A 24,406-nucleotide genomic window follows, 5' to 3' on the forward strand; every position below is an offset into this window, starting at 1 on the left:
CATCGTGAGCGGAGCCACGGGCGCCGGAACGACCGGTACGGAAACGGACGGCGGCCGTGGCTCCGCCACTGATGAGACCGACTCCCATGACTCTCATGGATCCCAGGGGGGAACTGTGACGGACACCCGAGGCCCGCAGGCTCAGCAGTACGCGGCCGGAGCGGGCCCGGCGGCTCCGGACACACCGGCGACGGCGGCACCCTCACCGGCGGCGGCAACGGGTGCCGCGCCCGCCGGCTCCGCGCTCCCGGGCGAACGCCAGCAGCAGGCCGCGGGGCCCTACCACCCGCCGCAGGCGTACCAGCCGGCCCCCGCGGGTGCCGTCCGGCGTCCGCGGACCGGCGCGCGCACCATGCCGCGCACCCGCAAGGCGCGGCTCCGGGTGGCCAAGGCCGACCCCTGGTCGGTCATGAAGGTCAGCTTCCTGCTCTCCATCGCCCTCGGGATCTGCACGATCGTCGCGGCCGCGGTGCTGTGGATGGTCATGGACGCGATGGGCGTCTTCTCGACGGTCGGCGGCACGATCTCCGAGGCCACCGGCTCGAACGAGTCGAACGGTTTCGACCTGCAGTCGTTCCTCTCGCTGCCGCACGTCCTGATGTTCACGACGATCATCGCGGTCATCGACGTCGTCCTCGCGACGGCCCTGGCGACGCTCGGCGCCTTCATCTACAACCTCTCCGCGGGCTTCGTCGGCGGCGTCGAGCTGACCCTCGCCGAGGACGAGTAGGAGCAGCTCTCCGGGGCCTCCCCCGGGGCGCGCGATACCGATTTTGGGACTGGCCGCGTCGTGCGCTAATCTTCAGAGGTCAGCGCGCGGGACATACACCGCAGAGCGCGGCGGGGCTATAGCTCAGTTGGTTAGAGCGCATCCCTGATAAGGATGAGGCCACAGGTTCAAATCCTGTTAGCCCCACCAGTGCAAAGACCCCCAGTCGATACCGGCTGGGGGTCTTTGACATCCACGGCTGACATCAACCGATCAGCGGATCTTCCAGAAGCTCCGCGAGCATCGACACGGCTTCCCGCTCACCGTCGCCCACCACGTGCGTATAGACGTCCATGGTCATGCTGATCTGACTGTGCCGGAGAATCGCCTGAGCGACCTTGGGGTGCACCTTCAGGAAGGCCAGCAGGGTGCCGCAAGTGTGCCGGGCGAGCCGGACCGTGATGTGGCGGACACCGGCCCGCTTCACCAGCCGCTCGAAGCTGCGAGAGAAGCCCATAGGGTCGATGGGGCCACCCCGCTCGGACGAGAAGACGAGATCCTGCCCCGGCTCCTGGGCCCAGCCGTCGCCCACGATCCGGCATTCCAGGTCCTGAAGCTCCCGACGCTCGCGGAGAGCCCGAGCGCAGAACTCAGGCAGGGGCAGCACGGCCTGAGAGGCCTCGGTCTTGAGGTCTTTGAGGACCAGGCCGGCGCCCTTGACCCGCTGCACCTGCTTGACGGGCGCGAACTGTCCGCGATCGAAGTCAATGTCCTGCCAGCGCAGGCCCAGGACCTCGCTGCGACGCAGGCCACGAGGACGCAGGCCGCGTACAGCCGGTGCGCGCGGGACGCCCGCAAGAAGACAACGGCCTCCTGGGCGTTCCAGGGCCGCGCCTCTCCCTTGCTGACCTTGGGCATGTCCACCAGCAGGGCGACGTTCCGCGTCACCAGCTCCTCGCGCATGGCGCGGTTCAGGGCGTTGCGGAGGACGCGCAGCACCTCGAACCGCGCAGCCGCGCCGACACCGTCCGCCTTGAGTTTCGCCATGACGGTACGGATCTGTGCGGGCGTCAGCCTGATCATGGCCTTTTTGCCGAGATGCGGGACTAGGTACAGCCGCACCTTGGACTCGTACTTCACGTACGTGTTGTGCTCCCGCTCCGGTTTCACGATGTGCTCCAGCCAGTAGGCCAGCCACTCGCCGAGGCTCCACGAGCGGGAGGTGACGGGAACGCCGTTGCGCTCCTGGTCCTGGAGCTTGCCAAGCTTCTCGTTCGCCTCGTCCCAGGTCCGGCCGTACACGTACTTGCCCACGCGGTTGCCGTCCGTGTCGATGACGTATGCAGCGCCCTGGTACCGGCCATCGGACCGCTTCGCGATGGTGCCGCCGCCGTTGGGCCGACGCTTGGCCATCAGGCAGCCTTACCGATCTGACCCACGATGAAGTCACGGACGGCGGCATCCGGGATGCGCCGGCACCCGTCCACCTTGATGGACACGAGGCGGTGAGTCCGGATGAGGTCATAGACCTTGGTCCGTCCATAGGCGGAAGCCTCCTGCAACGATGCGCGCATGACCGAGACGACTCCCTACGACGTCGACCGCGCCCGATTTTCCCGCCAAGCGCTGGCACGCCTGGTGCTCTGTGACCATGCCGTGGACGTCGCTGACAGCGCGAGTGGCCTGGTCGCGACCCGCCACGACCCTGACACAGGCCCCGGAGGCCGGGTGAGTCAAGCGCTCCAGCTCATTGAACTCGCTGAACGCGCGCTGGTCTCGGCTGTGATCTATGAGCGTGAGCGGGGCACCTCTTGGGCGGATATCGCCCGCTACTTGGGAATCGATCCTTCGGGAACTGAGGAGCGCTTCGCCGCAGCCCTAACCCTCTGGGATACGGCGTTCGAGGTCCCTTACCGACTCGACGACACAGGCCGCAAACGCGTACCGCAGCTGCCCACGGCGGCCTATGACCCTGTCTGGGCCTGCACCCAACTCGACCGCTGGGCCTACCTCCAGCGGCTGGGTATCTACGACGAGCATGCTGTGAGCTCCGGTCTGGTCATGACCGCGCCGGAGGATGAAGGATGTTCGGGGGCGAAAGGCTGAACGTGTCACCTCAGCCCTTGTCGGTCGGCAACGACCGGGGGTCCTCTGCGTATCCGGCCGCTCGCCTGTGCCGCGACGGCCGTGGGGTTCGGCCAGGGGCCCGGGGCGGCTGACCTTCCGTCATGCCGTCGTGTGAACGCGGCAGCGCCCCCCTGCTCTGTCACCGCTGCAGGGGGGCGCTCATTGTCCGGTCGACGTGCCTCCCGAGCTTGTCGGCCGGAGTTCGGGGGCCGGGTCGGTCAGTCGCCCGGGCGGAGCTCCTCGGCGACGCGGACCACGTCGTCCTCCAGCGCCAGGAGGCGGGTGTGGCGGTGGATGTGGGCGTAGACCGTCTCTGTCTCCCGGGCGTCCCTCCACGCGCGCGTGCCGGTGGTCCGGTCCCGGCGTACGTACTGGAAGACGGGGACGTCCCGGGGCGCCAGGGCCCAGGACAGTGTCCGGCCACCCGCGACGAGGCTCAGGACGTGCCAGCCGGCCGTGGGGCCGTCGGGCGGCGGTGCCTGCGTGACCACCGCGGACGACGGGTGCAGGGCGGCCAGCCAGGCGAGGAGGTACGCCCGCTCCCGCGCCAGGTCGTCGCGTTCCCGTGCGTACGCGTCGGCGTGCCGCTGCCAGCGGGACACCTGCGCCCGGGACAGGCGCAACTCGCTGCCGATGCGCTGCAGGCGGTCGACCAGCGGGTCCGTCGGTGCATCCGGGTCCGCCGGATTGCCGCGGTGTCTCGCGCTCGCAGGGCCCGTGGTGGCGTCCGCAGGCGGCACCGAGGCGGCGGAGGTGGTCCGCAGGAGACGGGTGAGGAGCCCCCGGAAGCGACGCCGCCGGCCCGCGGAGGCGTGGGACCGGCGTCCGGCGGGACGCCCCCGGGCGGGCTCGGGCACGGCCCGGAGCACCGGAGGGGCGTGGGCCGGGTCCGCGGCGACCGCCGGTGCCGGTGTCGGCCGGGGGCGTGCGGGGGCCGTCGGCGGTCGGTCGGGCGGCGGGGGTGACGACATGGAGGGCTCCGAAGGGAAGGGGAGACGGGGGCGGGAGGGGGGCGGGGGTTCCTTGATCCGCCGGGCGCCGGGGTAGGGGGCCGCCGTCGGCCGGCGGTGCGGGGCGGGCGTGTGGGCCGGGGGACGCCGGGCCGATGCCTATCCGGTCGGGCGGAGGAGCGTGGTGCCCGTTCTCCGGTAGTGGTGGGCACTCCGGGCGTTGGCGGCCCGGCAGGCCTCGTCCACGGGCTCTCCTCTGCGCACATGGCGCTGGTACGCCGAGCGCGTGCCGCAGGGAGCCGGGAGGCCGGGGGGCCGGGACGGGCCGGGCGGGGAAGACGGCTCGGGCGGGGGCGGTGGGCTCCGTCTGAGCCGCCTGTCCAGTGCGTGCCGCTGAGGGCCGGTCAGGCCGGCGACGATTCCCCCTCGCCCGGATTCCGGCAGGCCCTCCTCGCGTCGCATCACGGCCTCCCGGCACGCATCGAGCACCACGCACGCGTGGCACAGGGCCCTGGCCACGGCGCGGGTCCGGTCGGAGAACCACAGTTCGGGATCCTCGTCACGGCACCGGGCGTTCAGCTCCCATGCCCTGCTCCGGCCGTCGCGTCCGTCCGGATCGCGGGCCCGGTCCCGGGCAGCGCCCCCGCCGGACGGCGTGTTCGCCACCGGCGCCGGCCCCGTAGTCGTCGGAGACTTCGTCATCGCGTACGCCGCCCGCCCTCTCTGTTCCTTCCTTCGCCCGGCTGGAGGGCGGGGGACGGCAGCGCGCGGCGGTTCGGCACCACGGGGGCGGGCGGGCCGGACCCCGGTTCGGTGCGGCCGTCGGGAGGCCGTGGACTCGCGGCGTCGGCGGGGGCGCCGGGGGTGACGAGCGCGATCCGGGCGAGCGGATGAACGACGGCGGGAACCGCGGTGGCGGCCAGGGCCGTGGCAGCAGGGGTCGGGACGACGGTGAGCCGGGCGGCGGTGAGCCGGACCGCCCGGGACCGGCGCGCCTGGGGCCGCGTGGAGAGCTGCGCCGAGGAAGGGGAGAGGACGGGTGTCGGCTGCGTCGAGGGTGCCGCGGAGGAGGGCAGGCTTGGCATCGGCCGGGTCGAGGACGGGGCGGACGAGGCGAGGGAAGGCGCCGGTCGGGTCGGGGAGGCCGGGGACGCGGTCGGCGGGGCCGTCACGGCCGAGGGTGCTTCCGGTTCCAGCGCGGTCAACGGCCCCAGCAGGGAGGTCACATTGGCGAGCGTGCAGCGTTCCGGGCGTCCGTCCGGCGACAGCAGGGGCATGCCACCCGGTGTCCGGCAGCCGTGGAAGTACCAGACGTCTCCGTACGCGTCCCGCTGAGGCAGCGCCAGGTTGTAGACCGTCCCCTCGAACTCGTACGTCCGAGGGCCGGAGTCCATACCGGCCGCGGCGCCGGAGTCCGTACCGGCCACCGCGCCCGAGGTCGTACCTGGCGCGGCCTCCGGGGCCGCACCGGCCCCCGCGGCGGTACCCGCGGACGCGTCGGGCGGCGCGGGCCACGGCGACCGGCGTCGCTCGTGCGCCAGTACCGAGACGCGGACACCGCCCTGGCGGGTCTCACCGAGGACCGCGTGCTGCAGGGGGATCTCGGCGTCCCGCCGGATGCCGAAGTGCGTGCGCCACCGCTGCCACTGCTGCCGGTCGGTGACGTGCAGCTCGACGCGTACGCAGTCGCCGTCGGCCCGGGCCCCGAGGAAGTCCGGGTGCCCGCCGATGCGCTGCTCGACGGTGGCCGCGATCAGCCGGGCCCGTTCGCACGCGCGGTCCCAGGCGTGGGCCTGCTGCTCCAGTTCCGTCGGCCGGCCGGGGACACGGGCCCAGTCGCCGCCCGGTGTCCGGTGCAGGACCAGCCCGAACGTCCGCTCGGGGTTCACCAGAAGGTGTGCCGCGTCCAGGGCGTGGGCGACGGCTCCGGCCTGGTTCGAGGTCTCCACGGACAGCGCCGTACGGATCACGTGTTCGGCGTGGGGCAGGTTTCTGTTCATGCCGCGGTCTCTCTCTCCGACGTCGTGCGCAGCTTTCGCATCGCTCGGAACGTCAGCGCTTTGACCGCGCCGACCGTGCGTCCCATGGCCTGGGCGGTCTCCTCGGGCGACAGCTCGCCGATGAACCGCATTTCCACGCACTGCCGTTGATGGGCATTCAGCGTGTGCAGGGCGCTCCACACGGCCTCACGGGTCTCGATCGCGTCCAGGGCGCGGAGCGCGGCGAATTCGGTGCTCCGGTCGTGCACGTCTCCGTCCCTGAGCTCGGGGACGAGGGTCTCCACCCGGGAGCGTTTGGTCTTCACCTCGTCCAGGTGCAGGTTCCTGGCGATGGTGAGCAGCCAGGCCGTGAAGGCCGTGCCCTGCCAGGTGAAGCCGTCGATGTGGCGCAGGGCCCGGATGAAGACCTCCTGGGTGAGGTCCTCCGCCAGGTGCTGGTTGCGCGTACGGAAGTAGAGATACCGGTACACGAAGCGCTGGTGGTCGGCGTAGAGGACCGCGAACGCTTGGCGGTCGCCGGCCTGGACCCGGCCGACCACGTCGTCCTCGGCCGTCTGCCGGGGCGGGCTGGTCTCTGGTCTGGTCAGTGCGGACACGGGCGGCGTGCTCCTTCTGTGCGAGGGCTGGCTGGACTGTTCGTGGGGAGGTCGTGGGCGTCGCGGTCTCGGTCGGCCGCCCGGGACGGGGTGTCGCCGCTTCCGATACGCAATATTCATGTAGATGTAGATTCTTCGGGCGACGGACGGGTGGGGCGGGTGGAGCGGGAGGGGGAGGGGTTGTGGGGTTATCTACGCTATGCATGTAGATGTAGATACGTCAAGCGGCGCTGTCAACGGACTGATGAAGTGCAGAGGGGGGCGCGTGAAAGCGCGTGAGGCGTGCGATAGCACCTGGACACGTGGATGCGCCTGCCGATCACGAAAATTCGACCCATCGATCTGCGATCTACTTGCACATGTAGATGCCGATGGTCGATGCTTGACCGCGTGACCAGCAACTTTCAGCCGAGCGGCGAACCCGACGCGGGCGAGCCGGACTTCGGTGAGGACACCGCCGTCGAGGGCGAGGATCTGCCTGCGCTGCTCGAACGTCTCCTCGGTGAGTCGCAGGGCAGGACGCAGAAGGATCTGGCCGCGGAAGCCGGTATCTCCTATCCGACGCTCAATGCCTGGATGAACCGGACGCGTGGGACCTCTCGCATCGATCCGGACAGGCTGCGTGTGATGGTCGAGGTATTCCGACGCTGGGGTGTGCGGACCACGCCGCGGGAGTTCTTCGCCTCCGTCGGCCGGCCGGTGCCCGGGCCGAGTGGTGACGAACGCGAGGCCCAGCTGCTCAAGCTCTACCGCCAGCTGCCCGAGTCGCGACAGCGGGCCCTGGTGAAGAACGCCGAAGCCATGCTCCAGCTCAGCCGCTCCACTTGACGGTGCCGGCGCCGTCCCGGTGTGCGGGGGACGTCCTGGTGCGTCGAGGTGCTCGCGGGGGGATCCGTCGGATCGGTCCTCGTGCGGAGGGCCGTTTCCGGTGGGCACGTGGCAAGGGAATATCACAACAACTCTCACTCAGGGAACACGCGCGGGTACGATCGGTGTGCCGCTGGCCTCCCGGAGCGGGGTTCCTGCATGCCCTCATGCATCCCTGGGGAGATACCTGTGTGCATCGTGATTTCTGTGGCGGACGACCTTCCGAAGATCGCCATCTGGGACCCTGACGAAGTGAGCATCCTGGTGGCGCGCGGTGCGCCCACCCGTGAACTACTGCGCGAGGTGGAGGCGATCCTCACGATCGACCTCGGTGCGCAGGCCGATGCGGACGATCGTTTCCTGTGCTTCTGCGGCGCGCACGTGGAGCTGCCGGGCGAACTCGTGACCCTGGTCGCCGCCGACTCCTCCTGCGAGCCCGTCTGACCGGTCCGGCCTGTACGGGCGGTGTGGCGCCCGGCTGGTCGCACCGGCACATGCCCGCGTCGACGCCGGGAGTGAGACGTCATCCCAGAGCCGCGGCGCCGGCGCCGGCCAGGACCGGAACCGAAGCGGGCGCGGGGGCAGGTGCGGGGAAGGGCGCCGGAAGCGGGACCGGGGCCGAGGCCTGCGAGGGCAGAAGGACGGCGTCGACGGGCTGCGCGTCGGCGACAGGCGCGGTGGTCGTGCGCGCGGTGTCCCCGGGGCGGTCGGGGAGTTCATCGCCGGGGGTCACGGCCGGCTGTGCCGCGAGCGTGCGGAGGACGAGGGTGCCGGTCGTCGCGCGAGTGGGGCCGAAGACGCCGAAGGGTGCCGCGGCGTGATCCGAGCCGTCGGCCGCTTGCCGGGAATCCGTTGCGCGGGCCGGTCCTGCCGTGGGCCCGGCCGCGTCGAGGACGGCGGTTGCCTCAGGGGCCGCGCCGGCGCGTGCGACGGCTGGGACCGGGGAGCTTTCCGGTACGGCGGCGGTGTCCGTGGCCGTGGAGTCCGTCGGCGGACGGTGCCGGCAGGACGGTGAGGAGCCGTGCGCCTCGGCGTGGATCCGCTGCTTCATCGTCGGTGGCAGCGAGCCCGCGTGGGGTCGGGTCCGGATGGGCTCCTCCGACGCCGCGGTGTTCCGCGGGGCATCGGCGTTGCGGGCCGTCTCCCCCTCGGGTACGGCGGCGACGGCGGTCGTCGTGATGAGTCCGAGCGACGTGCACAGCGCGAGGAATGCGGTGACGACCGCGGTCCACAGGTTCATGACCGGGTTGCGGGTCATGGTCCCTCTCTTTCGGGTGGGTGGATTTGCGTACTTTCCTCATGATGTGTATGTCGGCCGCCGCGTGCCGGACCGACGCTCGCCGTGCGGTGATCTTCCGATGAACACCACTCTTTTGGCCGCAGGAGCTGAGAAATGATGAACAGAGTGGAGAAACCGGGGCGAAGAAACCCTCGGTGAAGATGTGATCACTCTCCGATCGGAGCGGAGGGACCTCTTCCTACTGCGCTGTCTGCCAGGCCAGTTGAGGGCGGACGCAGGTCACCGATCGATATCGGTCGGTGTGTATAGTCGGGCGCCAGAGGTCCCCTACGTCAAGGAAAGACGAGGTCGCGCGGTGAAGAAGCTTCTCCTGGTCGCACTGGCCGCCATCGGCGGGCTCCTCGTGTACCGCCAGATCCAGGCGGATCGCGCCGAGCAGGATCTGTGGACGGAGGCGACTGACTCCGTGCCCACGGGTTCGTGAGTAGCGACACCAGTCTCAGATCAGAACAGACCCCGGCCGTCCTCACGGTCGGGGTTTTGTGTTGTCCCGGCGCGGGTTGTCCCGCCTTTCCGCGCAGCCGCCGGGCGGGAACCCGGGAAGGCAGGCGGCCCGGGCCCCTCCGGTGACGCATCGTTTCGGCCGCTCCTGCGCAGAGCCCGGGCGCCGCGGGGGCCCGTGGGGGCAGGATGGGCCACGATCCGGGGGTTACGACGAGGGGTGGCGCGGGATGGGGCGGCGCACGGCGAAGCGGCGCGCGATGCCACGGAGCGTCCGGACACCGGTTGCGGTGATGGCGGCGCTGTGCACGACGGGGGCGCTGGGCGTCACGGCGGTTCTGCCGGGGCAGGCGGCGGCGAGCCCCGCCTCGGCGCCGTCGATCGCCGGCCGGGGCCCTGATGCCGGTGCCGGCGGGAGGTCCGGTGGCGGTCCCGCCGTCGGCGCGGGCCTGCCCGCCACCTGGAACGGCGGCCCGGATCCGTACGACTTCGCCGAGGACGCCAGGACGGTCGAGGGCGCCGACCGCATCACCGGGGCCGCGCGCCTGGCACCCGGTGGGACGTACAGGAGCTCCATAGCCAAGGGCGGCAAGATCTATTACCGCCTCGACCTGGACGCCAGGTCCAACGCGTACGTCTCGGCCACGGCCGTCCCCCGGGCGGGGACCGAGGTCTCCTCCGCGGACGGCGTCAAGGTGTCCGTGCAGGAGGCGGACGGCTCCACGTGCTCCACCAAGACCGCCCACATCGGTGCCACCCAGAGCCCGCACCCGATCGCCGCCGCGGCGTCCCGCGAGATCGGCCGCACCGAGTACGTGTGCCAGGAGGCGGGCACGTACTACGCGGTCGTCGAGCGCAGCGGGCCGCCCACCTCCTCCCCGGACGACTGGGGCCTGGAGATCACCTATACGTCCGAGCCGCAGGTGCCGAAGTCTGGTGCGACGACCGCGCCGCAGACCTGGAACTCCGCACCGCCGGACGCCCTTCCGGGCGAGGCCGTACGCCGCTCGGGCGGCACGGGCTTCAGTACGGCCGCACCGCTCGGACAAGGGGTCTGGGAGACCCGGATCGAAGCGGGGCAGACCCTCTTCTACAAGGTGCCCGTCGACTGGGGCCAGCAGCTCTACGCCACCGCGGAACTCGGCAGTCCGGACAGCGGTGACCGGTACGTGGGCACCGCTCTGGTCATGTCGCTCTACAACCCGGCGCGGGGCTTCGTCGACGACGTGGGTTCGGGGTACGGGGGCAGCCGTCGGCCGGCGGTGCTGCCCGCGCTGCCGCCGGTGGAGTACGACAACCGCTACGGGATCAGCGCGCGGACGAGCGGGATGCGGTTCGCCGGTGGGTACTACCTCGCGCTGCACCTGGGCGGGCAGGTCGCCGAGAAGTTCGGCGACGCCCCTCTCGAACTGACGCTGCGGGTGCAGGTGAAGGGCGACGCCGAGGACGGTCCCGCCTACCTGGGGAGTGCCGCACCGCGTGACGCGTTCGAGGTCACCGACGAGGACCGCGCGGAAGCGGGAGCGGCGGCGGGGAACGGCCCGGCGGGCGGTGGGTCCGGGGACAGCGGTACGAGCGGCGACACCTGGAGCGCCGGCAGCGGGGACCCCGCGATGAAAGTGGTCGCCGCGACGGGCATCGGCTCGGGGTGCGCGCTGGTGCTCACGCTCGCCGTGTGGACGGCGGTGGCACGACGGCGCGGGAGGCCCGCGCGGGCGGGCTCCGCTCGTACGCCGGGTCACTGATCCCGCGGCCTCCGGCGTTCAGATCCGCGTCAGCGCCCAGAAGCCCACGGCGAAGCAGACGAGCGCGAGGAACAGCATGGGGAGGGCCACCTTCGCGGGCGGTCCCGGCCGCCTGGTGCGGTGCCGCGCGACCGACTGCGACGCGCGGGGCGCCTGCGGGGTCCGGGCGGCGTGCGCGCCCGCGGCGGCGAACGCGTGCCGCGGCATCGCGGTCATCGGGGCCGCGGGCTGGTGGGGAGTGGAGACGGGCGTCGGTGCGAAGGGGAGGGTGTGGACGGGCGTCTGCGCCGAGGCGGGGGGAGGGTGCGGCTGGGCGTACGGGGCCGGTTGCGGCCGGTGGGTGGTCGCCTCCCGGGCGAGGGGCGGCGGCAGATGGAAGCTTCCGGTGTCGGACATCGTGGACGGTTCGCGGTCCGGGGTGCCGGCGTTCGGGGCGAGTGACCCGGAGTTGCGGCCCTCCGGCGTACCGGACGCGGTCGTGCCGTGCCGTCGGCTGTGCTCGCCGCTGCCGCCGAGGCCCTGGTGATCTGCGGGTAGGTGCGGCAGTGCGGGGTCCCGGACCGGCCGGGGAGGTATCGGACCGTGCCCGGTGCCGGTGCCGGTGCCGGTGCCGGTGCCGGTGTGCGAGGCGTCCGGAGTGAAGCCGGGGCGCGGGGCTCCCGGGCGGGAGTCGGACTCCGGCGCCCGCGGGGCGGGTGCGGGCGTGCCACCCGGATCGGACGCGGACGGCACCGCGCCCGGAGGCGGGGGCACCGCGGCGGGAGCGGGGTACGGGGGTACGGCACCGGTTCCCGGATACGGGGGTATCGCGCCCGTGCCGGGATACGACGGTGTCGCACCGGTCCCGGGGCGCGGAGGCAGGGCACCGCTGTCGGGGACCGGCGGTATCGCGCCACCACCGGAGAGCGACGGGGTGGCGCCGGTTCCGGGGCGCGGAGGGATCGCGGCGGTGCCGGGGCGCGGGGGGATCGGACCGATGCCCGGGTGGGAGGGGGCGGAGTCCGGCTGCGGCGGGGTGTCCGTTCCGTCGGGGGAGGGGACGCCCGGGTGAGGGGACGCGTGGGTCACGCCCGGCGCTCTGCGGAGCGGGCCCTCGGGGCCGAAGCCCGCGGGCAGCGGCCCCACCTGGTCGAAGACCTCCACCAGTTCGTCGTCGGGACCGGGTTCGGGCAGGAGTTCGGTGGCCGAGGCGAGGGCCTTGCGCGCTCCCGTCGCGGTACGGAACCGGGCGTCCGGATCCGGTTGCAGCAGCGTCGCCACGACCTGCCACAGCGGTTCGGGGATGCTCTGGGGCGCCCGTGGCGTGCCGTGGGCGGCGAAGTACTCGATCAGTGCCTTGGAGTCGGGCTTGGCGCCTTCGAGCAGATAGAGGGCGACCAGTCCCACGGCGAACAGATCGGCGGGGAAGGCGGGGTCGGCACCCGTCATCTGCTCGGGCGCGAAGTAACCGGGCGTCCCCACCACGTAGTTGGTCTCGGTCAGCCGCGGTTCGCCGAGACGCATGGCGATGCCGAAGTCGCTGAGCCGCAGCCGCGGGCGGGCCGTGCCGGTGGCCTCCAGCAGCACGTTGGCGGGCTTGATGTCGCGGTGCACGACGCCCTCCGCGTGCACGGCGGCGAGCCCGGCCAGGAGCTGGTCGAGCAGGGTGCAGACGAAGAGGGGAGGCAAGGGGCCGTAGTCGCCGACGAGATGGACCAGCGAGCCCCCGGCCACCAGGTCCATCGTGAAGAGGACCTTGTCGTCGTCGGCGGCCCAGCTGGCCGGTGCGAGCACATGGGGATGGTCGATCCGCAGCGCCTGCTCCCGCACGAAGCGCAGCAGCGAATGGGCGTCGCTCTGCTGCAGGACCTTGGCGGCCACGTACCGACGACGCCGGTGGTCCCAGGCGCGCCAGACGGCACCGACTCCCCCGCGCCCGATCGGGTCGACCAGTTCGTACCGGCCGGCGAAGACCTCACCCATGGTCGTGCCTCGCTCCCCCTTCGGATTTCGGCCCGGTGGCCTCGTGCGAGGTGCCCGGCCCGCTGGAGCTCGTCGACGTGCCCGCGTCCGGGCACTTCGGGGCGCCACGCCGTCCGGGCCGCCCGCGGCGCCGTACTCCGGTGCCGTCTCCCCCTGGTTGTCGAGCGGTGTCCTGTTGTGCGTGCCCCGTGAGGTGCCCGGCTGCCTGCCTCCCCGCGGCCGGAGGTCCAGGAGACCCTCGCCGGCGGGGTGTTGGGCGGCCGGGCCGTCTGCTCAGCTCTGGTGGGACTGGTAGTGCGCCACCGCGTCGGACGTACGGCCCGCGCCGTACACCCGGAGGAACTCTGCCAGTTCCGGGTGGGTCGGGGCGAGGGTGTCCGCCGCATCGATGATGTCCCCGGCCGCCGCCACCGAGCGCAGCAGCGACTGGATCTCGCGGACCACCCGCTTGACCGTCGGCGCCCCCGAACTGCTGGTCGTCTGCGTGGTGTTGCTCAGCACCGAGCCCCCCTGCGACTTCTTGATCTCGTCCATCCGGTCGGTCGCCTCGGCCGCACTGACACTGCCGTCCGCGACCTGCCCCGCCAGGTCCTGGAGCAGCTGTACGCGCTGGACGACCGCGGGATTGCCGATCTTGGCGCGCTGGCCACTCATCAGCTGCGACAGCATGGGAGCGGACAGCCCCAGTACCCCGGCAAGACGCGCCTGGTTGAGACCCAGATCGTCGATGAGCCTACGGAAGAGCGCCCCCAGCGGCTCCCCGTACCAGTTCCGCTGCAGCTCCCGGGCTCTTGCGGTTGCTTCCTGCTGTGCGGCGTCCATTGCGTCTCCCCATCGCTTCCCCAAGTACGGCGGTTCGCTGCCGCGAACCACGCCGAGCATCTTACGGAGCGTGGTCGTCCACGGGGACCCCCAATCTTTTTGCGAGATCCCGGGGGTGACCCGGTACTCTGGTCTGCGGCGCCCGCCGGTACGAGGTTCTGCCGGCCGGACGTTCCTCTTCCGGGGCCTTAGCTCAGTTGGTAGAGCGCTGTCTTTGCATGGCAGATGTCAGGGGTTCGACTCCCCTAGGCTCCACAATCCGGACCGGTCAGACGCCCTCGGCGGGCGCCTGGCCGGTCTTCTTATGCCCTGGTTCCTCCGCATGCGGAACGGCCGCCGACCCGTCCCGTGCGGCGACGCCCCCGATCTTGGTGACGTGTGTCACAGGCATGGGCTTTGCTCTCGTTGCATTTCTTTGCGCAAACGGTGGGAAATCCCCTCGCCGTGACGTGGTGGCTTTGGGCTGCGGGGTCGCGCGGTCCGCGCGGCCCGCCGGGGAGCGGACCTTGTGGGAGTGGGCGTGAGTGCGTTCGAGTAACCGGGGCAACGCAGTCCGTTAAGGGGTTTGTGTGGATGTCATGTGTGCGTCGCATTGCAAACGTCATCAAGGCCGGCGGCTGTAAACGCCGGGTCCACGGCAACGCGGGGCGGGCGCCCCGCTCGGGGGTCCGATGTTCCACGTGAAACAACGCCGTGGGGCAGAAGACCCTCAAGTCTTCTGCCCCACGGCGTTGTTGAGGCCGGCGCGTGGCCGGGATCAGCGGTGCTCGTCGCGGTCCGCCGACTCCTCCTCGGCTTCCTTGGCCTGAACCTCGGGGTCCAGGGCGGCCTGGCTGCCGTCGACGGCCGACAGGTGGCCGTTGTCCGGCACCTCGGTGGCAGCGGGGGGCTCGACCAGCCAGTCGGGGTTGGCCTGCTTGTCCCACCACTTCCAGGCGGCGAAGGCGCCGCCCGCCACGAGACCCAGAACGGCCAGACCCTTGGCGATCCGTCCGGCCCTGGCCCGCCGCTGCTGCTTGCGGACCAGCTTCTGGATCTCCTTGGGCGAGACCTGGCCACGCAGGGCGGCCAGTGCGGCGACTCCGCGTGCCGCGGCCTCCTTGCTCACGGGCTGGGCCGCCGCCACTGCCTGGTCGATCCTCGGCTTCGAGTATTCGGCGGCCTGACGCGCGGCCTTGCGCGTGCGGACCGCGGCGTCGTGGGCGGCCTGGTCGACTTTCGGCGGTACGTGCGAGCGAGCCTGTTCCAGACGCGGCGCGAGATGGGCGTCGTACTGGACGCGGGCCTGGTCGGCGGCCAGCGACACCTTCGGCGCAAGCCGTACGCGTGCCTCGTTTGCGTAGTGAGCGGCCCTGTCCTTGGCCGTGTCGGCATAGGGCGCCACCACTTCCGCGGCGTGCAGCACGCTGTCCTTTGCCGAGCCGGTCGCGGCGCGCACGCTGTCGATGCGGGTCACGGGTTTCCTCCTCCTCGGTGGCGTACGGTATTTCACCTTTCCGCCCTTATCGGGATCATGCCCGTCAGTAACCTTCGGAGCATGTGAGGACGGGCATCCGGGTCACGGATACCCCCCTCCCGGGCGAGCCTGGAGCAGCCGCCGACCGCAGGGCGATCAAAACGACTGACAGACGACGATCAGGTCCAATAGCGGATTAATACAGGGCAACAGGAGCTTGTCGACGACAATGCCACGGATCGTCGCGACGCGCCCCCGTCTGGGAGGACTCGACCGGTTTTCTGCAGGCGCCGCCCCCGGACGGCTGTCCGGGGACGTGATCCGGGTGCCCGGTAGATGAAGTACTAAGCGCCGGGACGAGTGGTGGCGGGCGCCGGGCAGGCCGGTCCGTGCGAGGATCGGGGAGTCAGAGAAGGCAACGGAAGGCACATCGTGGCTGAGCAGCTCTACGCCACCCTGAAGACCAACCAAGGCGACATCGAAGTCCGGCTCCTGCCGAACCACGCGCCCAAGACGGTCCGGAACTTCGTCGAGCTCGCCAAGGGCGAGCGTGAGTGGGTCAACCCGGAAACCGGCGAGACGACCACGGACAAGCTCTACGACGGCACGGTCTTCCACCGGGTGATCAGCGGTTTCATGATCCAGGGCGGCGACCCGCTCGGTAACGGCACCGGCGGCCCGGGCTACAAGTTCGAGGACGAGTTCCACCCCGACCTTGCCTTCGACAAGCCCTACCTGCTGGCCATGGCGAACGCCGGACCGGGGACCAACGGCTCCCAGTTCTTCATCACCGTCTCCCCGACGGCCTGGCTGACGCGCAAGCACACCATCTTCGGCGAGGTCACCGACGCGGCCAGCCAGAAGGTCGTGGACGCCATCGTGAGCACCCCGACCAACCCGCGCACCGACCGGCCGGTCAACGACGTCGTCATCGAGTCCGTCGTCGTGGAGACCCGCCAGGGCTGAGCCCCGAGGTTTCCTCCGGGGAACCAAACGCCCCGCTCGTCCGTAAGGAGGGGCGGGGCGGTGCGTTGGCGCACGGGCCCGCAGAGCCCAGCGGACCCCGATGCGCCGACGGTGCGGCCGTCGTACGCAGAGGTGAGGGGACCCCCGTCATGGACAAGGTGCCAGGCAGTCCGCAGGGTCCGAGCGGCCAGGGGCCGCAGGACGCCCAGAGTCCGCCGACGTGTTACCGGCATCCCGACCGGGAGACGGGCATCCGGTGCACCCGGTGCGAGCGCCCCATCTGCCCGGACTGCATGGTCAGCGCGTCCGTCGGCTTCCAGTGCCCGGACTGCGTGCGCACCGGATCCGGCACCGGGCACGCCCCGACGGCCACCCGGCCCCGTACGCTCGCCGGCGGCACGGTCGCGGCCGACCCCCGGCTCGTCACCAAGATCCTTCTTGGGATCAACCTGGCCGCGTTCGTCGTGCAGCAGGTGTCCGTCGGCGAACGCTTCACGGCCCACTTCGAGCTCATCGGCCGTGCGTACGTTCCGGCTCTCGGTTCGGTCGAAGGTATCGCCGAGGGGCAGTGGTACCGGCTGCTGACCTCGGCCTTCCTGCACGGCAGCATCATGCACATCGCCTTCAACATGCTCAGCCTCTGGTGGATCGGCGGCCCCCTCGAAGCCGCCCTCGGCCGCGTCCGCTACCTCGCGCTCTACGTCATCTCCGGCCTCGCGGGCAGCGCACTCTCGTATGCGCTCGCGGCTCCGAACCAGCCCTCGCTCGGGGCCTCAGGCGCGATCTTCGGTCTCTTCGGCGCGACCGCCGTCCTCATGCGACGGCTCGACTACGACATGCGCCCGGTCCTCGCGCTGCTGGCGATCAACCTGGTCTTCACCTTCGGGTGGAGCAACATCGCCTGGCAGGCCCACATCGGCGGTCTGGTCGCCGGTGTCGTCGTCGGCTACGCCATGGTCCACGCCCCACGGGAGCGGCGGAGCCTCGTGCAGTACGGGACATGTGCCCTCGTGCTGGCGGTCGTGGTCGTCATGACGCTGGTCAGGACGGCTCAGCTCACCTGACCGCCCACTGTTGTCCACAGACTGTGGCGGATCTTGTGCACGCTGTGCGGGAACAACTGTGCCCCCTGTCGCCGACCCGAGTTTTCCCAGGTAGGACAGGGGGCGAACAGGCTTCCGGATCCCGGTAGGTCAGTCACACCGGCGTCAACACCAGGTTGGTTATCCACAGATCGTCGTTCTTTTTCCCCACTGTGGAAAACTTCTGTGGATAACTCAGTGGATAGCTCGGGGCAGAGCTGCGTCCACCCTGCGCTGGGCTGCCGTCAGCCGACCGGGAAGGCGGCTACTTCCACTGCGTGGAGACGCCGAATCCCGCCGCGATGAAGCCGAAGCCGACCACGATGTTCCAGTTGTCCAGCGCGTCGATCGGCAGCGAACCGTTGGTCACGTAGAAGACGACGATCCAGGCCAGGCCAATGAGGAACATGGCCAGCATGACCGGGGCGACCCAGCCGCGGCTGTTCAGTTTGATGGCCGTCGTCTGCTTGGACGGCGGCGGCGTGTAGTCGGCCTTCTTGCGGATACGTGACTTCGGCACGAGGGTCTCTCCTGTCGATGCGCTGCGTGGCCGCGCAGGGAACTGGGGCGGGCTCCGGGGCAGCGTACAAGGGGACACTGAGTGCTCCCCCGGGCGTCCGTTAGCGTAGTGCTTCCGCGGCGCCTAAGGAGATAAGGGTACGTTGAGCAATTCTGCCGACTCCCCAGGGACGGGTCCCACCCCGGCCCGCACGCGCCGTTTCCGGCCCGTGCGGGTGCTCACCGTAGCGGTGTTCGCCCTGGCCGGGCTCATCTTCTTCACCAGCTTCAACACGGCCAAGGGCACCAATATCCGGACGGATGCGTCCATGCTGAAGCTCTCGGACCTCATCCAGGAGCGCAGTCACAGCAACGGGCAGCTCGACGAGTCCAACGGCGCCCTGCGCGACGACGTCGAGTCCCTCGCCGAGCGCGACGACGGCCGTTCCGAGGCCGAGGACGCGAAACTGGCCGCGCTGGAGAAGAACGCCGGCACCCAGAAGCTCCGCGGGAAGGCCGTCACGGTCACCCTCAACGACGCTCCGCCGAACGCGACGGCCAAACTGCCCGGCTATCCCGAGCCCCAGCCCGACTACCTGGTGATCCACCAGCAGGACCTGCAGGCCGTGGTCAACGCGCTGTGGCAGGGCGGCGCCGAGGGCATCAAGGTCATGGACCAGCGGCTGATCTCCACGAGCGCGGTGCGCTGTGTCGGCAACACCCTGATCCTTCAGGGCCGGGTCTACTCCCCGCCGTACAAGATCACGGCGGTCGGCGACCCGGCGAAGCTCCAGAAGGCCCTGGCGGCCTCCGCGGCGATCCAGAACTACATGGTGTACGTCAACGTCTACGGGCTCGGCTGGAAAGTCGAGGAGGACGGGACGGTGACTCTTCCCGGCTACTCGGGCACAGTGGATCTCCACTACGCGAAGCCCGTGGAGTAGCGGGTCCGCGAAGCGGCCGGAGGCGTGGAGCAACTGCCACTGGGGGGCCCGTGTCGGTGCGTGTGGTCGTCAGGACGCTCAGCGAGCTGTGCATCACCGTGGGCGCCGTGATCGTGCTGTTCGTGGTCTACGTGCTGTTCTGGACGGGCGTGCAGGCCGACAGCGTGATGGACCGGCAGATCGACACCCTGCAGGAGCGGTGGGCGCAGGGGACCGTCCGGCCGGCTCCCACCCCGTCGGACGGAAGCGGAAGCTCCGGTGCGCCCACGGCTGCACCCCGGGATCCGGCGCCCTACGCGAGCGGTGAACCCTTCGCGATCATGTACGTGCCGCGTCTTGGTTTCACGTGGAACAAGCCCGTGCTGGAAGGCACCGCGGTCGGCACGCTGAAGAAGGGGCTCGGCCACTACGCGGGCACCGCGCAGCTCGGACAGCGGGGCAACTTCGCGGTGGCGGGGCACCGCCGCACGTACGGCGACCCCTTCAAGGACTTCCCCGGGCTGCGTCCCGGGGACGCCGTCGTGCTGACCGACGGGACGACCTGGTTCACGTACCGCATCGACACGAAGCCGTACCGGACGCTGCCCGGCGACGTCGCCGTCATCGACCCGGTGCCGCGGAAGTCCGGGTACACGCGAGCGGGCCGCTATCTGACCCTGACCACCTGCGAGCCCGAGTGGGGGCACAGTCACCGGCTGATCGTCTGGGCCCACCTCGATTCCACCCAGCCTGTGGAGGCCGGGAAACCGGAGGCGTTGCGCCGTTAGTCTGGTGGCGTACGGCGTGAGTCCGATGGTGTACGGCGTGACTCTGGTGCCGTGGTGCTACGGAAGGGACGGCATGTACGGCTGGATCTGGCGGCATCTGCCGGGGAACGCATGGGTGAGGGCGTTGATCTCCCTCGTCCTGGCCCTCGCGGTGGTCTACGTGCTCTTCCAGTACGTCTTCCCCTGGGCCGAACCGCTGCTGCCCTTCAACGATGTGACGGTGGACGACCAGTGACCACGCGGATTCTCGTCGTCGACAACTACGACAGCTTCGTCTTCAACCTCGTCCAGTACCTGTACCAGCTGGGCGCGGAGTGCGAGGTGGTGCGCAACGACCAGGTGTCGACGGCGCACGCCCAGGACGGCTTCGACGGGGTGCTGTTGTCGCCGGGCCCGGGTGCCCCGGAGCAGGCGGGCGTCTGCATCGACATGGTCCGGCACTGCGCGGCGACCGGTGTCCCCGTCTTCGGCGTCTGTCTCGGCATGCAGTCGATGCAGGTGGCGTACGGCGGTGTGGTGGACCGTGCGCCGGAGCTGCTGCACGGCAAGACCTCGCTCGTCGAGCACGGGGGCAAGGGAGTCTTCGCCGGTCTGCCCTCGCCCTTCACGGCGACGCGCTACCACTCGCTGGCCGCCGAGCCCCTGACGGTGCCGGCCGAGCTCGAGGTCACGGCGCGCACGCACGACGGCATCGTGATGGGCCTGCGCCATCGCGAACTGCGGGTCGAGGGCGTGCAGTTCCATCCCGAGTCGGTGCTGACCGAGCACGGGCACCGGATGCTGGCCAACTGGCTGACCGAGTGCGGGGACCAAGGTGCCGTGGCCAGGTCGTCGGGGCTCGCCCCGGTGGTGGGCAGGGCCACGGCGTGACCGCGCTGCGCCCCGAGCGCGAGGGTTCCCCCTACGGCGGCGAGGCCGCGTACGGGGGCGCGGACGCGTTCGAGGGCGCCGAGAACTTCGGGGCGGCCGCCGGGAGGTTCGGCGACCCCCTGACGGACCCGCTCCCCGCTCAGCAGCGGGCGCCCGGCGCCCAGGAGTGGTACGACCCCGAGGGTTACGCGCAGGACTGGTACGGGCAGGTGGAGGGTTCGTACCCGCCGTCGCCGCAGCCTTACCAGCAGACACCGCAGCCCTACCCGCAGGCGCCGCAGGCGCCGCAGGCGCAGCCGTACCCGCAGGCGCCGCAGCCGCCCCCGTACGGAGATGCGTACGCGCAGCCCTACCCGGATCCGGTGGCCCCGTACGAGCAGCCGGCCGCCGCCTCCTACGCGGATCAGACGCTCGTGCAGCCCGCGGTGGCGCCGCGGCTGCCGGACGACGAGACGATGGCGCTGCGGACGGCGGACGTGCCCCGCCGGGCCCGTGCGGCCGAGGACGAGTCCACAGGCGCCCCAGGAGGCCGCGCGGCCCGCCGGAAGGCCGCCGGGCGCCGTGGGCGGCACACGGGCCCGCAGGCGGCCGCGGAGGCCCCCGCCGAGGGGTCTTCGGAGGCGCCGCGCTCCCGGGTGGAGGCGCGGCGCGCGGCACGGGCCCAACGGCCCGGCGCGGGCGTGCTGGTGAGCCGGATGATCGGCGAGGTGTTCATCACCACGGGCGTCCTGATGCTGCTGTTCGTGACCTATCAGCTGTGGTGGTCCAACATCCGGGCGCACCAGCAGGCGGGGAGTGCGGCGCACCACCTGCAGGAGGACTGGGCGAACGGCAAGCGGAAGCCGGGGGCGTTCGAGCCGGGGCAGGGCTTCGCGATCCTCCACATCCCCAAGCTGGACGTCGTCGCGCCGATCGCGGAGGGCATCAGCAAGTCCAAGGTCCTCGACCGCGGAATGGTCGGCCATTACGACGAGGACAGCGTGAAGACGGCGATGCCGGAGGCCAAGAAGGGCAACTTCGGTGTCGCGGGGCACCGCAACACCCATGGCGAGCCGTTCCGGTACATCAACCGCCTCAAGCCGGGTGATCCGATCGTCGTCGAGACGCAGGACGAGTACTTCGTCTACGAGATGGCGTCGATCCTGCCGGTGACGTCGCCGTCGAACACCGCGGTGCTGGACCCCATCCCCAAGGGGTCGGGTTTCACCACGGCGGGGCGCTACATCACACTGACCACGTGTACGCCGGAATTCACCAGCAAGTACCGGATGATCGTCTGGGGCAAGATGGTTGAGGAACGGCCGCGCAGCAAGGGAAAGCCGGACGCGCTCGTCGACTAGCGGCGCGGAACCGGTTCCCTGGGCCTACCGGGACAATCTGAGACGGACCAGACGGGGCGGATGCACAGTGGCAGCGAGGGCGGACCACGACGAGCGCGCCGGCGCGGAAGCCGACGCCGACGCGGTGCCCGTGCCGCGGCGCCGCGGCTCCGGCCGGATCGCGATGGCCGTCAGTGTCTTCGGTGAACTCCTCATCACCGCCGGGCTGGTGCTCGGTCTCTTCGTCGTCTACTCGCTGTGGTGGACGAACGTGATAGCCGACCGGGCGGCGCACAAGGAGGCCGACCAGGTCCGGGACAACTGGCTGGACCGCGGCGGCCCGGGCGCGCTGGACACCAAGAACGGCATCGGCTTCCTGCACGTGCCCGCCATGAGGAACGGCGAGGTGCTCGTCAAGAAGGGCACGTCGACGAAGGTCCTGAACAACGGTGTCGCCGGCTACTACACGGACCCCGTCAAGTCGGCCCTCCCGCAGGACAAGAAGGGCAACTTCTCGCTGGCCGCCCACCGCGACGGTCACGGCGCCAAGTTCCACAACATCGACAAGGTCCGGAAGGGCGACGCGATCGTCTTCGAGACCAAGGACGACTGGTACGTCTACAAGGTCTTCTCGATCCTTCCGGAGACCTCGAAGTACAACGTGCGGGTCCTCGGGCCGGTCCCGAAGCAGGCGGGCGTGAAGAAGGCCGGCCGCTACATCACCCTGACCACCTGCACGCCCGTCTACACGTCCCGCTACCGCTACGTGGTCTGGGGCGAGCTGGAGAGGGTGGAGAAGGTCGACGGCGACCGCACGCCGCCCAAGGAACTCCGCTAGCGGTCACGGGTCCGCAGCGGGACACGACGCAGCCGCACCGCACGGCCGAACGCGAGAGCCCCGGCCCCCTCGAAGGGGGCCGGGGCTCTCGCGGTTACGGAGCGGACGGAGCGGCCGGGGGCCGCCCCGCCGCCCGGCGCTACTCCTCCGTGCGGAACACCGTGCCGGTGACGCCTCCGAAGATGCCGCCGTTGCCGTTGCCGCCGTTGTCGCCGGACTGGCCCGTGGTGGTCAGGTTGACCGCGGTGCCCTGGTCGACCTGGCTGCCCGCCGGCGGGTCGGAGATCAGGACGATGGAGTTGTCGTCCTGCGAGCCCGTGATGTTGCCGACCTGGAGACCCGCGCCCTGGATGGCCTTCTTGGCATCCTTGAGCCGCTGCCCGGTCACAGCCGGGACGGCCACCTTCTGCTTCTCGGCGGCCTTGCCGACCTGGATGGTGACCTTGGAGTTCGGGTCGGCCGTGGTGTTGGCGGCCGGAATCGTCTGGAGGACCTTGCCGACCTGTGCCGCGTCGGCGGTCTCGACCTCGGTGCACTCGCCGACCAGGTTGTTGGCCGTCATCTGCTGCTTGGCCTCGTCACAGGACTTGCCGGTGACGTCCGGGACGGTGGCCTGCTTCTTCTCCTTGGCGATGGTGAGGGTGATCGTCGATCCCTTCTCCACCTCCTCGCCCGGGTCCGGGTCCTGAGCGAGGACCGTGCCGGCGTCCTGGCTGGACTCCTTGGTCCTGGTCTCGACCTGGAACTGGTACTTGTCCTTCTCGAGTTCCTTCTTGGCCTCGGCCAGCTTGTCGTCGATCACGTTCGGCACCGCGACCTTCGGCGCTCCCGTGGACACCACCAGGTTGACCGTGTCGCCCTTGTTGACCTTGGAGCCGATCTTCGGATCCTGCGAGCAGATGTTGCCGGTCTTCTGGTTCTCGCAGGCCTTCTTCGAGAACGTCAGTTCCAGCTCGCGGTTCTCGGCCATCTTCCTGGCGTCGGTCTGCGTCTGGCCCACGAAGTTGGGCACGGGGAAGGCCTCGTTGTCCGAGTTGCCGCCCCCGAACGCCCACTTGCCGATGAGGATCGCCCCGATGAGCACCAGGATGCCCGCCACGACCAGCAGGATCGTCGAGGTGTTCGACTTCTTCTGGCGGCGGCGGTCCGGGCGGTCGTCGTAGCCGTAACCGCCGTCGTCCGGGTTCATCGGGGGCAGCATCGAGGTGGCCTGCCCGTCCGTGGAGCGCAGGGCCGTGGTCGGCTGGTCGTCCGGGTAGCCGCCGTAGCCGACGGATCCCATGGCGGCCGTGGCGGCGACGGGCTGGCCGTCGAGGCAGGCCTCGATGTCCGCGCGCATCTCGTCCGCGGACTGGTAGCGGTAGTCGGGGTCCTTGGTCAGCGCCTTGAGGACGATGGCGTCCATCTCGGGCGTGATCTCGGGGTCGAAGACGCTCGGCGGCTGCGGCTCCTCGCGGACGTGCTGGTAGGCAACCGCGACCGGGGAGTCGCCGACGAACGGCGGACGGACGGTGAGCAGCTCGTACAGCAGGCAGCCGGTGGAGTAGAGGTCGGAGCGGGCGTCGACCTGCTCGCCCTTGGCCTGCTCCGGGGAGAGGTACTGCGCGGTGCCGATGACGGCGGCCGTCTGCGTCATGGTCATGCCGACGTCGCCCATGGCGCGGGCGATGCCGAAGTCCATGACCTTGACCTGGCCGTTGCGCGTGAGCATCACGTTGGCCGGCTTGATGTCACGGTGGACGATGCCCGCACGGTGGGAGTACTCCAGTGCCTGGAGGATGCCGATGGTCATCTCCAGGGTGCGCTCGGGCAGCAGCTTGCGCCCGGAGTGCAGCAGTTCGCGCAGCGTGGAACCGTCGACGTACTCCATCACGATGTACGGGATGGAGATGCCCTCGATGTAGTCCTCGCCGGTGTCGTAGACGGCGACGATCGCGGGATGGTTGAGCGAGGCGGCCGACTGGGCCTCCCGGCGGAAGCGGGCCTGGAACGACGGGTCGCGCGCGAGGTCCGCGCGCAGCGTCTTCACCGCCACGGTGCGGCCGAGCCGGGTGTCGTGGGCGAGGTGAACCTCGGCCATGCCACCACGGCCGAGCACCTGGCCCAGCTCGTACCGGCCGCCGAGGCGACGCGGCTCTTCCATAGCT

The 24,406-nt window shown here is 70.7% G+C and carries 26 protein-coding genes, 2 tRNA genes and 2 pseudogenes; 16 read left to right on the forward strand and 14 right to left on the reverse strand.

Going from position 1 to position 24,406, the window contains the following annotated elements; all coding sequences use genetic code 11:
• The first annotated feature begins 4 nt into the window (after window positions 1-4).
• The gene (locus ACZ4NT_RS13935; RefSeq protein WP_467725349.1) at window positions 5-730 is read left to right on the forward strand and encodes a DUF3566 domain-containing protein; all 726 of its coding nucleotides are present in this window, start codon (window positions 5-7) and stop codon (window positions 728-730) included.
• Window positions 731-842: 112 nt separating this feature from the next.
• Window positions 843-919 (forward strand) — tRNA-Ile (locus ACZ4NT_RS13940).
• A 55-nt stretch (window positions 920-974) separates the two neighbouring features.
• Here ACZ4NT_RS13940 and ACZ4NT_RS13945 read toward each other — a convergent pair.
• The 3 genes and pseudogenes from ACZ4NT_RS13945 to ACZ4NT_RS13955 all read right to left on the reverse strand — a co-directional run bounded on the left by ACZ4NT_RS13945 (window position 975) and on the right by ACZ4NT_RS13955 (window position 2,283).
• Window positions 975-1,922: a site-specific integrase gene (locus tag ACZ4NT_RS13945; RefSeq protein WP_467725503.1), complete on the reverse strand. Its 948-nt coding sequence runs from the start codon at window positions 1,920-1,922 to the stop codon at window positions 975-977.
• Window positions 1,805-2,122, reverse strand: a pseudogene (locus tag ACZ4NT_RS13950) (site-specific integrase); the annotation flags it as partial. The gene ACZ4NT_RS13945 and the pseudogene ACZ4NT_RS13950, both read right to left, overlap by 118 nt.
• Window positions 2,122-2,283: an excisionase gene (locus ACZ4NT_RS13955; RefSeq protein WP_467725350.1), complete on the reverse strand. Its 162-nt coding sequence runs from the start codon at window positions 2,281-2,283 to the stop codon at window positions 2,122-2,124. The gene ACZ4NT_RS13955 and the pseudogene ACZ4NT_RS13950, both read right to left, overlap by 1 nt.
• On the opposite strand from ACZ4NT_RS13955, the gene ACZ4NT_RS13960 reads away from it, so the two are divergent.
• Complete coding sequence (locus ACZ4NT_RS13960; protein WP_467725352.1) at window positions 2,282-2,815, forward strand: hypothetical protein; 534 nt, start codon at window positions 2,282-2,284, stop codon at window positions 2,813-2,815. The genes ACZ4NT_RS13955 and ACZ4NT_RS13960 overlap by 2 nt on opposite strands.
• A 239-nt stretch (window positions 2,816-3,054) precedes the next feature.
• Here ACZ4NT_RS13960 and ACZ4NT_RS13965 read toward each other — a convergent pair whose 3' ends face one another.
• The 4 genes from ACZ4NT_RS13965 to ACZ4NT_RS13980 all read right to left on the reverse strand — a co-directional run bounded on the left by ACZ4NT_RS13965 (window position 3,055) and on the right by ACZ4NT_RS13980 (window position 6,382).
• Entirely contained in the window at window positions 3,055-3,693 is a 639-nt protein-coding gene (locus ACZ4NT_RS13965; RefSeq protein ID WP_467725354.1) for a hypothetical protein, read from the reverse strand.
• A gap of 252 nt (window positions 3,694-3,945) precedes the next feature.
• Complete coding sequence (locus ACZ4NT_RS13970; protein ID WP_121405014.1) at window positions 3,946-4,488, reverse strand: WhiB family transcriptional regulator; 543 nt, start codon at window positions 4,486-4,488, stop codon at window positions 3,946-3,948.
• On the reverse strand, window positions 4,485-5,786 hold the full coding sequence (locus ACZ4NT_RS13975; RefSeq protein WP_467725356.1) for a BN159_2729 family protein: 1,302 nt from the start codon (window positions 5,784-5,786) through the stop codon (window positions 4,485-4,487). Before ACZ4NT_RS13975 ends, ACZ4NT_RS13970 begins: the two co-directional genes overlap by 4 nt.
• The gene (locus ACZ4NT_RS13980; protein WP_467725358.1) at window positions 5,783-6,382 is read right to left on the reverse strand and encodes an RNA polymerase sigma factor; all 600 of its coding nucleotides are present in this window, start codon (window positions 6,380-6,382) and stop codon (window positions 5,783-5,785) included. The genes ACZ4NT_RS13975 and ACZ4NT_RS13980 overlap by 4 nt, the downstream gene beginning before the upstream one ends.
• Window positions 6,383-6,772: 390 nt before the next feature.
• On the opposite strand from ACZ4NT_RS13980, the gene ACZ4NT_RS13985 reads away from it, so the two are divergent.
• Both ACZ4NT_RS13985 and ACZ4NT_RS13990 read left to right on the forward strand, forming a co-directional pair.
• Entirely contained in the window at window positions 6,773-7,210 is a 438-nt protein-coding gene (locus tag ACZ4NT_RS13985; protein ID WP_467725360.1) for a helix-turn-helix domain-containing protein, read from the forward strand.
• A 246-nt stretch (window positions 7,211-7,456) separates the two neighbouring features.
• Entirely contained in the window at window positions 7,457-7,693 is a 237-nt protein-coding gene (locus tag ACZ4NT_RS13990) for a hypothetical protein (protein WP_467725362.1), read from the forward strand.
• A gap of 510 nt (window positions 7,694-8,203) precedes the next feature.
• Here ACZ4NT_RS13990 and ACZ4NT_RS13995 read toward each other — a convergent pair.
• A pseudogene (locus ACZ4NT_RS13995) lies at window positions 8,204-8,507 on the reverse strand (DUF6344 domain-containing protein); the annotation flags it as partial.
• 337 nt (window positions 8,508-8,844) lie between these two features.
• Here ACZ4NT_RS13995 and ACZ4NT_RS14000 point away from each other — a divergent pair.
• Together ACZ4NT_RS14000 and ACZ4NT_RS14005 are read left to right on the forward strand one after the other, a co-directional pair.
• Complete coding sequence (locus ACZ4NT_RS14000) at window positions 8,845-8,973, forward strand: DLW-39 family protein (protein ID WP_003999697.1); 129 nt, start codon at window positions 8,845-8,847, stop codon at window positions 8,971-8,973.
• 277 nt (window positions 8,974-9,250) lie between these two features.
• Window positions 9,251-10,735, forward strand: a complete 1,485-nt coding sequence (locus tag ACZ4NT_RS14005) for a hypothetical protein (RefSeq protein WP_467725363.1) — start codon at window positions 9,251-9,253, stop codon at window positions 10,733-10,735.
• Between the two features lie 18 nt (window positions 10,736-10,753).
• On the opposite strand, the gene ACZ4NT_RS14010 is transcribed toward ACZ4NT_RS14005, so the two are convergent.
• Together ACZ4NT_RS14010 and ACZ4NT_RS14015 are read right to left on the reverse strand one after the other, a co-directional pair.
• Complete coding sequence (locus tag ACZ4NT_RS14010) at window positions 10,754-12,697, reverse strand: serine/threonine-protein kinase (protein WP_467725365.1); 1,944 nt, start codon at window positions 12,695-12,697, stop codon at window positions 10,754-10,756.
• A gap of 273 nt (window positions 12,698-12,970) precedes the next feature.
• Window positions 12,971-13,519, reverse strand: a complete 549-nt coding sequence (locus ACZ4NT_RS14015) for a DNA-binding protein (RefSeq protein WP_121405022.1) — start codon at window positions 13,517-13,519, stop codon at window positions 12,971-12,973.
• Between the two features lie 182 nt (window positions 13,520-13,701).
• Between ACZ4NT_RS14015 and ACZ4NT_RS14020 the strand changes: the two genes are divergently transcribed.
• Window positions 13,702-13,774, forward strand: a tRNA-Ala gene (locus tag ACZ4NT_RS14020).
• 13 nt (window positions 13,775-13,787) lie between these two features.
• Here the strand turns inward: ACZ4NT_RS14020 and ACZ4NT_RS14025 are convergent.
• Together ACZ4NT_RS14025 and ACZ4NT_RS14030 are read right to left on the reverse strand one after the other, a co-directional pair.
• Window positions 13,788-13,910 carry a hypothetical protein gene (locus tag ACZ4NT_RS14025; protein ID WP_467725367.1) on the reverse strand — a complete coding sequence of 41 codons (123 nt, stop codon included), beginning with the start codon at window positions 13,908-13,910 and terminating at the stop codon, window positions 13,788-13,790.
• Between the two features lie 366 nt (window positions 13,911-14,276).
• Complete coding sequence (locus ACZ4NT_RS14030; RefSeq protein WP_121405023.1) at window positions 14,277-14,975, reverse strand: DUF5324 family protein; 699 nt, start codon at window positions 14,973-14,975, stop codon at window positions 14,277-14,279.
• Between the two features lie 432 nt (window positions 14,976-15,407).
• On the opposite strand from ACZ4NT_RS14030, the gene ACZ4NT_RS14035 reads away from it, so the two are divergent.
• Window positions 15,408-15,941: a peptidylprolyl isomerase gene (locus ACZ4NT_RS14035; RefSeq protein ID WP_121405024.1), complete on the forward strand. Its 534-nt coding sequence runs from the start codon at window positions 15,408-15,410 to the stop codon at window positions 15,939-15,941.
• 149 nt (window positions 15,942-16,090) lie between these two features.
• Entirely contained in the window at window positions 16,091-17,005 is a 915-nt protein-coding gene (locus ACZ4NT_RS14040; protein WP_467725370.1) for a rhomboid family intramembrane serine protease, read from the forward strand.
• Between the two features lie 283 nt (window positions 17,006-17,288).
• On the opposite strand, the gene crgA is transcribed toward ACZ4NT_RS14040, so the two are convergent.
• Window positions 17,289-17,543, reverse strand: a complete 255-nt coding sequence (gene crgA / locus ACZ4NT_RS14045; protein ID WP_121405026.1) for a cell division protein CrgA — start codon at window positions 17,541-17,543, stop codon at window positions 17,289-17,291.
• A 142-nt stretch (window positions 17,544-17,685) separates the two neighbouring features.
• Between crgA and ACZ4NT_RS14050 the strand changes: the two genes are divergently transcribed.
• From ACZ4NT_RS14050 to ACZ4NT_RS14075, 6 genes are all read left to right on the forward strand, one after another.
• Window positions 17,686-18,465 (forward strand): DUF881 domain-containing protein, encoded by a 780-nt coding sequence (locus ACZ4NT_RS14050; RefSeq protein WP_121405027.1) that lies wholly within the window; start codon window positions 17,686-17,688, stop codon window positions 18,463-18,465.
• 56 nt (window positions 18,466-18,521) lie between these two features.
• A complete protein-coding gene (locus ACZ4NT_RS14055) occupies window positions 18,522-19,232 on the forward strand; it encodes a class E sortase (protein WP_121406324.1) in 711 nt (236 codons plus the stop codon).
• A 25-nt stretch (window positions 19,233-19,257) separates the two neighbouring features.
• Window positions 19,258-19,467 (forward strand): hypothetical protein, encoded by a 210-nt coding sequence (locus ACZ4NT_RS14060; protein WP_121406325.1) that lies wholly within the window; start codon window positions 19,258-19,260, stop codon window positions 19,465-19,467.
• A complete protein-coding gene (locus ACZ4NT_RS14065) occupies window positions 19,464-20,102 on the forward strand; it encodes an aminodeoxychorismate/anthranilate synthase component II (protein WP_121405028.1) in 639 nt (212 codons plus the stop codon). The genes ACZ4NT_RS14060 and ACZ4NT_RS14065 overlap by 4 nt, the downstream gene beginning before the upstream one ends.
• On the forward strand, window positions 20,099-21,442 hold the full coding sequence (locus tag ACZ4NT_RS14070; protein WP_467725373.1) for a class E sortase: 1,344 nt from the start codon (window positions 20,099-20,101) through the stop codon (window positions 21,440-21,442). The genes ACZ4NT_RS14065 and ACZ4NT_RS14070 overlap by 4 nt, the downstream gene beginning before the upstream one ends.
• Window positions 21,443-21,509: 67 nt before the next feature.
• Window positions 21,510-22,259: a class E sortase gene (locus ACZ4NT_RS14075; RefSeq protein ID WP_467725375.1), complete on the forward strand. Its 750-nt coding sequence runs from the start codon at window positions 21,510-21,512 to the stop codon at window positions 22,257-22,259.
• 139 nt (window positions 22,260-22,398) lie between these two features.
• Here the strand turns inward: ACZ4NT_RS14075 and pknB are convergent, their stop codons facing one another.
• Window positions 22,399-24,402: a Stk1 family PASTA domain-containing Ser/Thr kinase gene (gene pknB / locus ACZ4NT_RS14080; RefSeq protein ID WP_467725377.1), complete on the reverse strand. Its 2,004-nt coding sequence runs from the start codon at window positions 24,400-24,402 to the stop codon at window positions 22,399-22,401.
• Window positions 24,403-24,406 lie beyond the last annotated feature (4 nt).

The sequence above is a fragment of the Streptomyces sp. NPDC026417 genome (assembly GCF_055567695.1).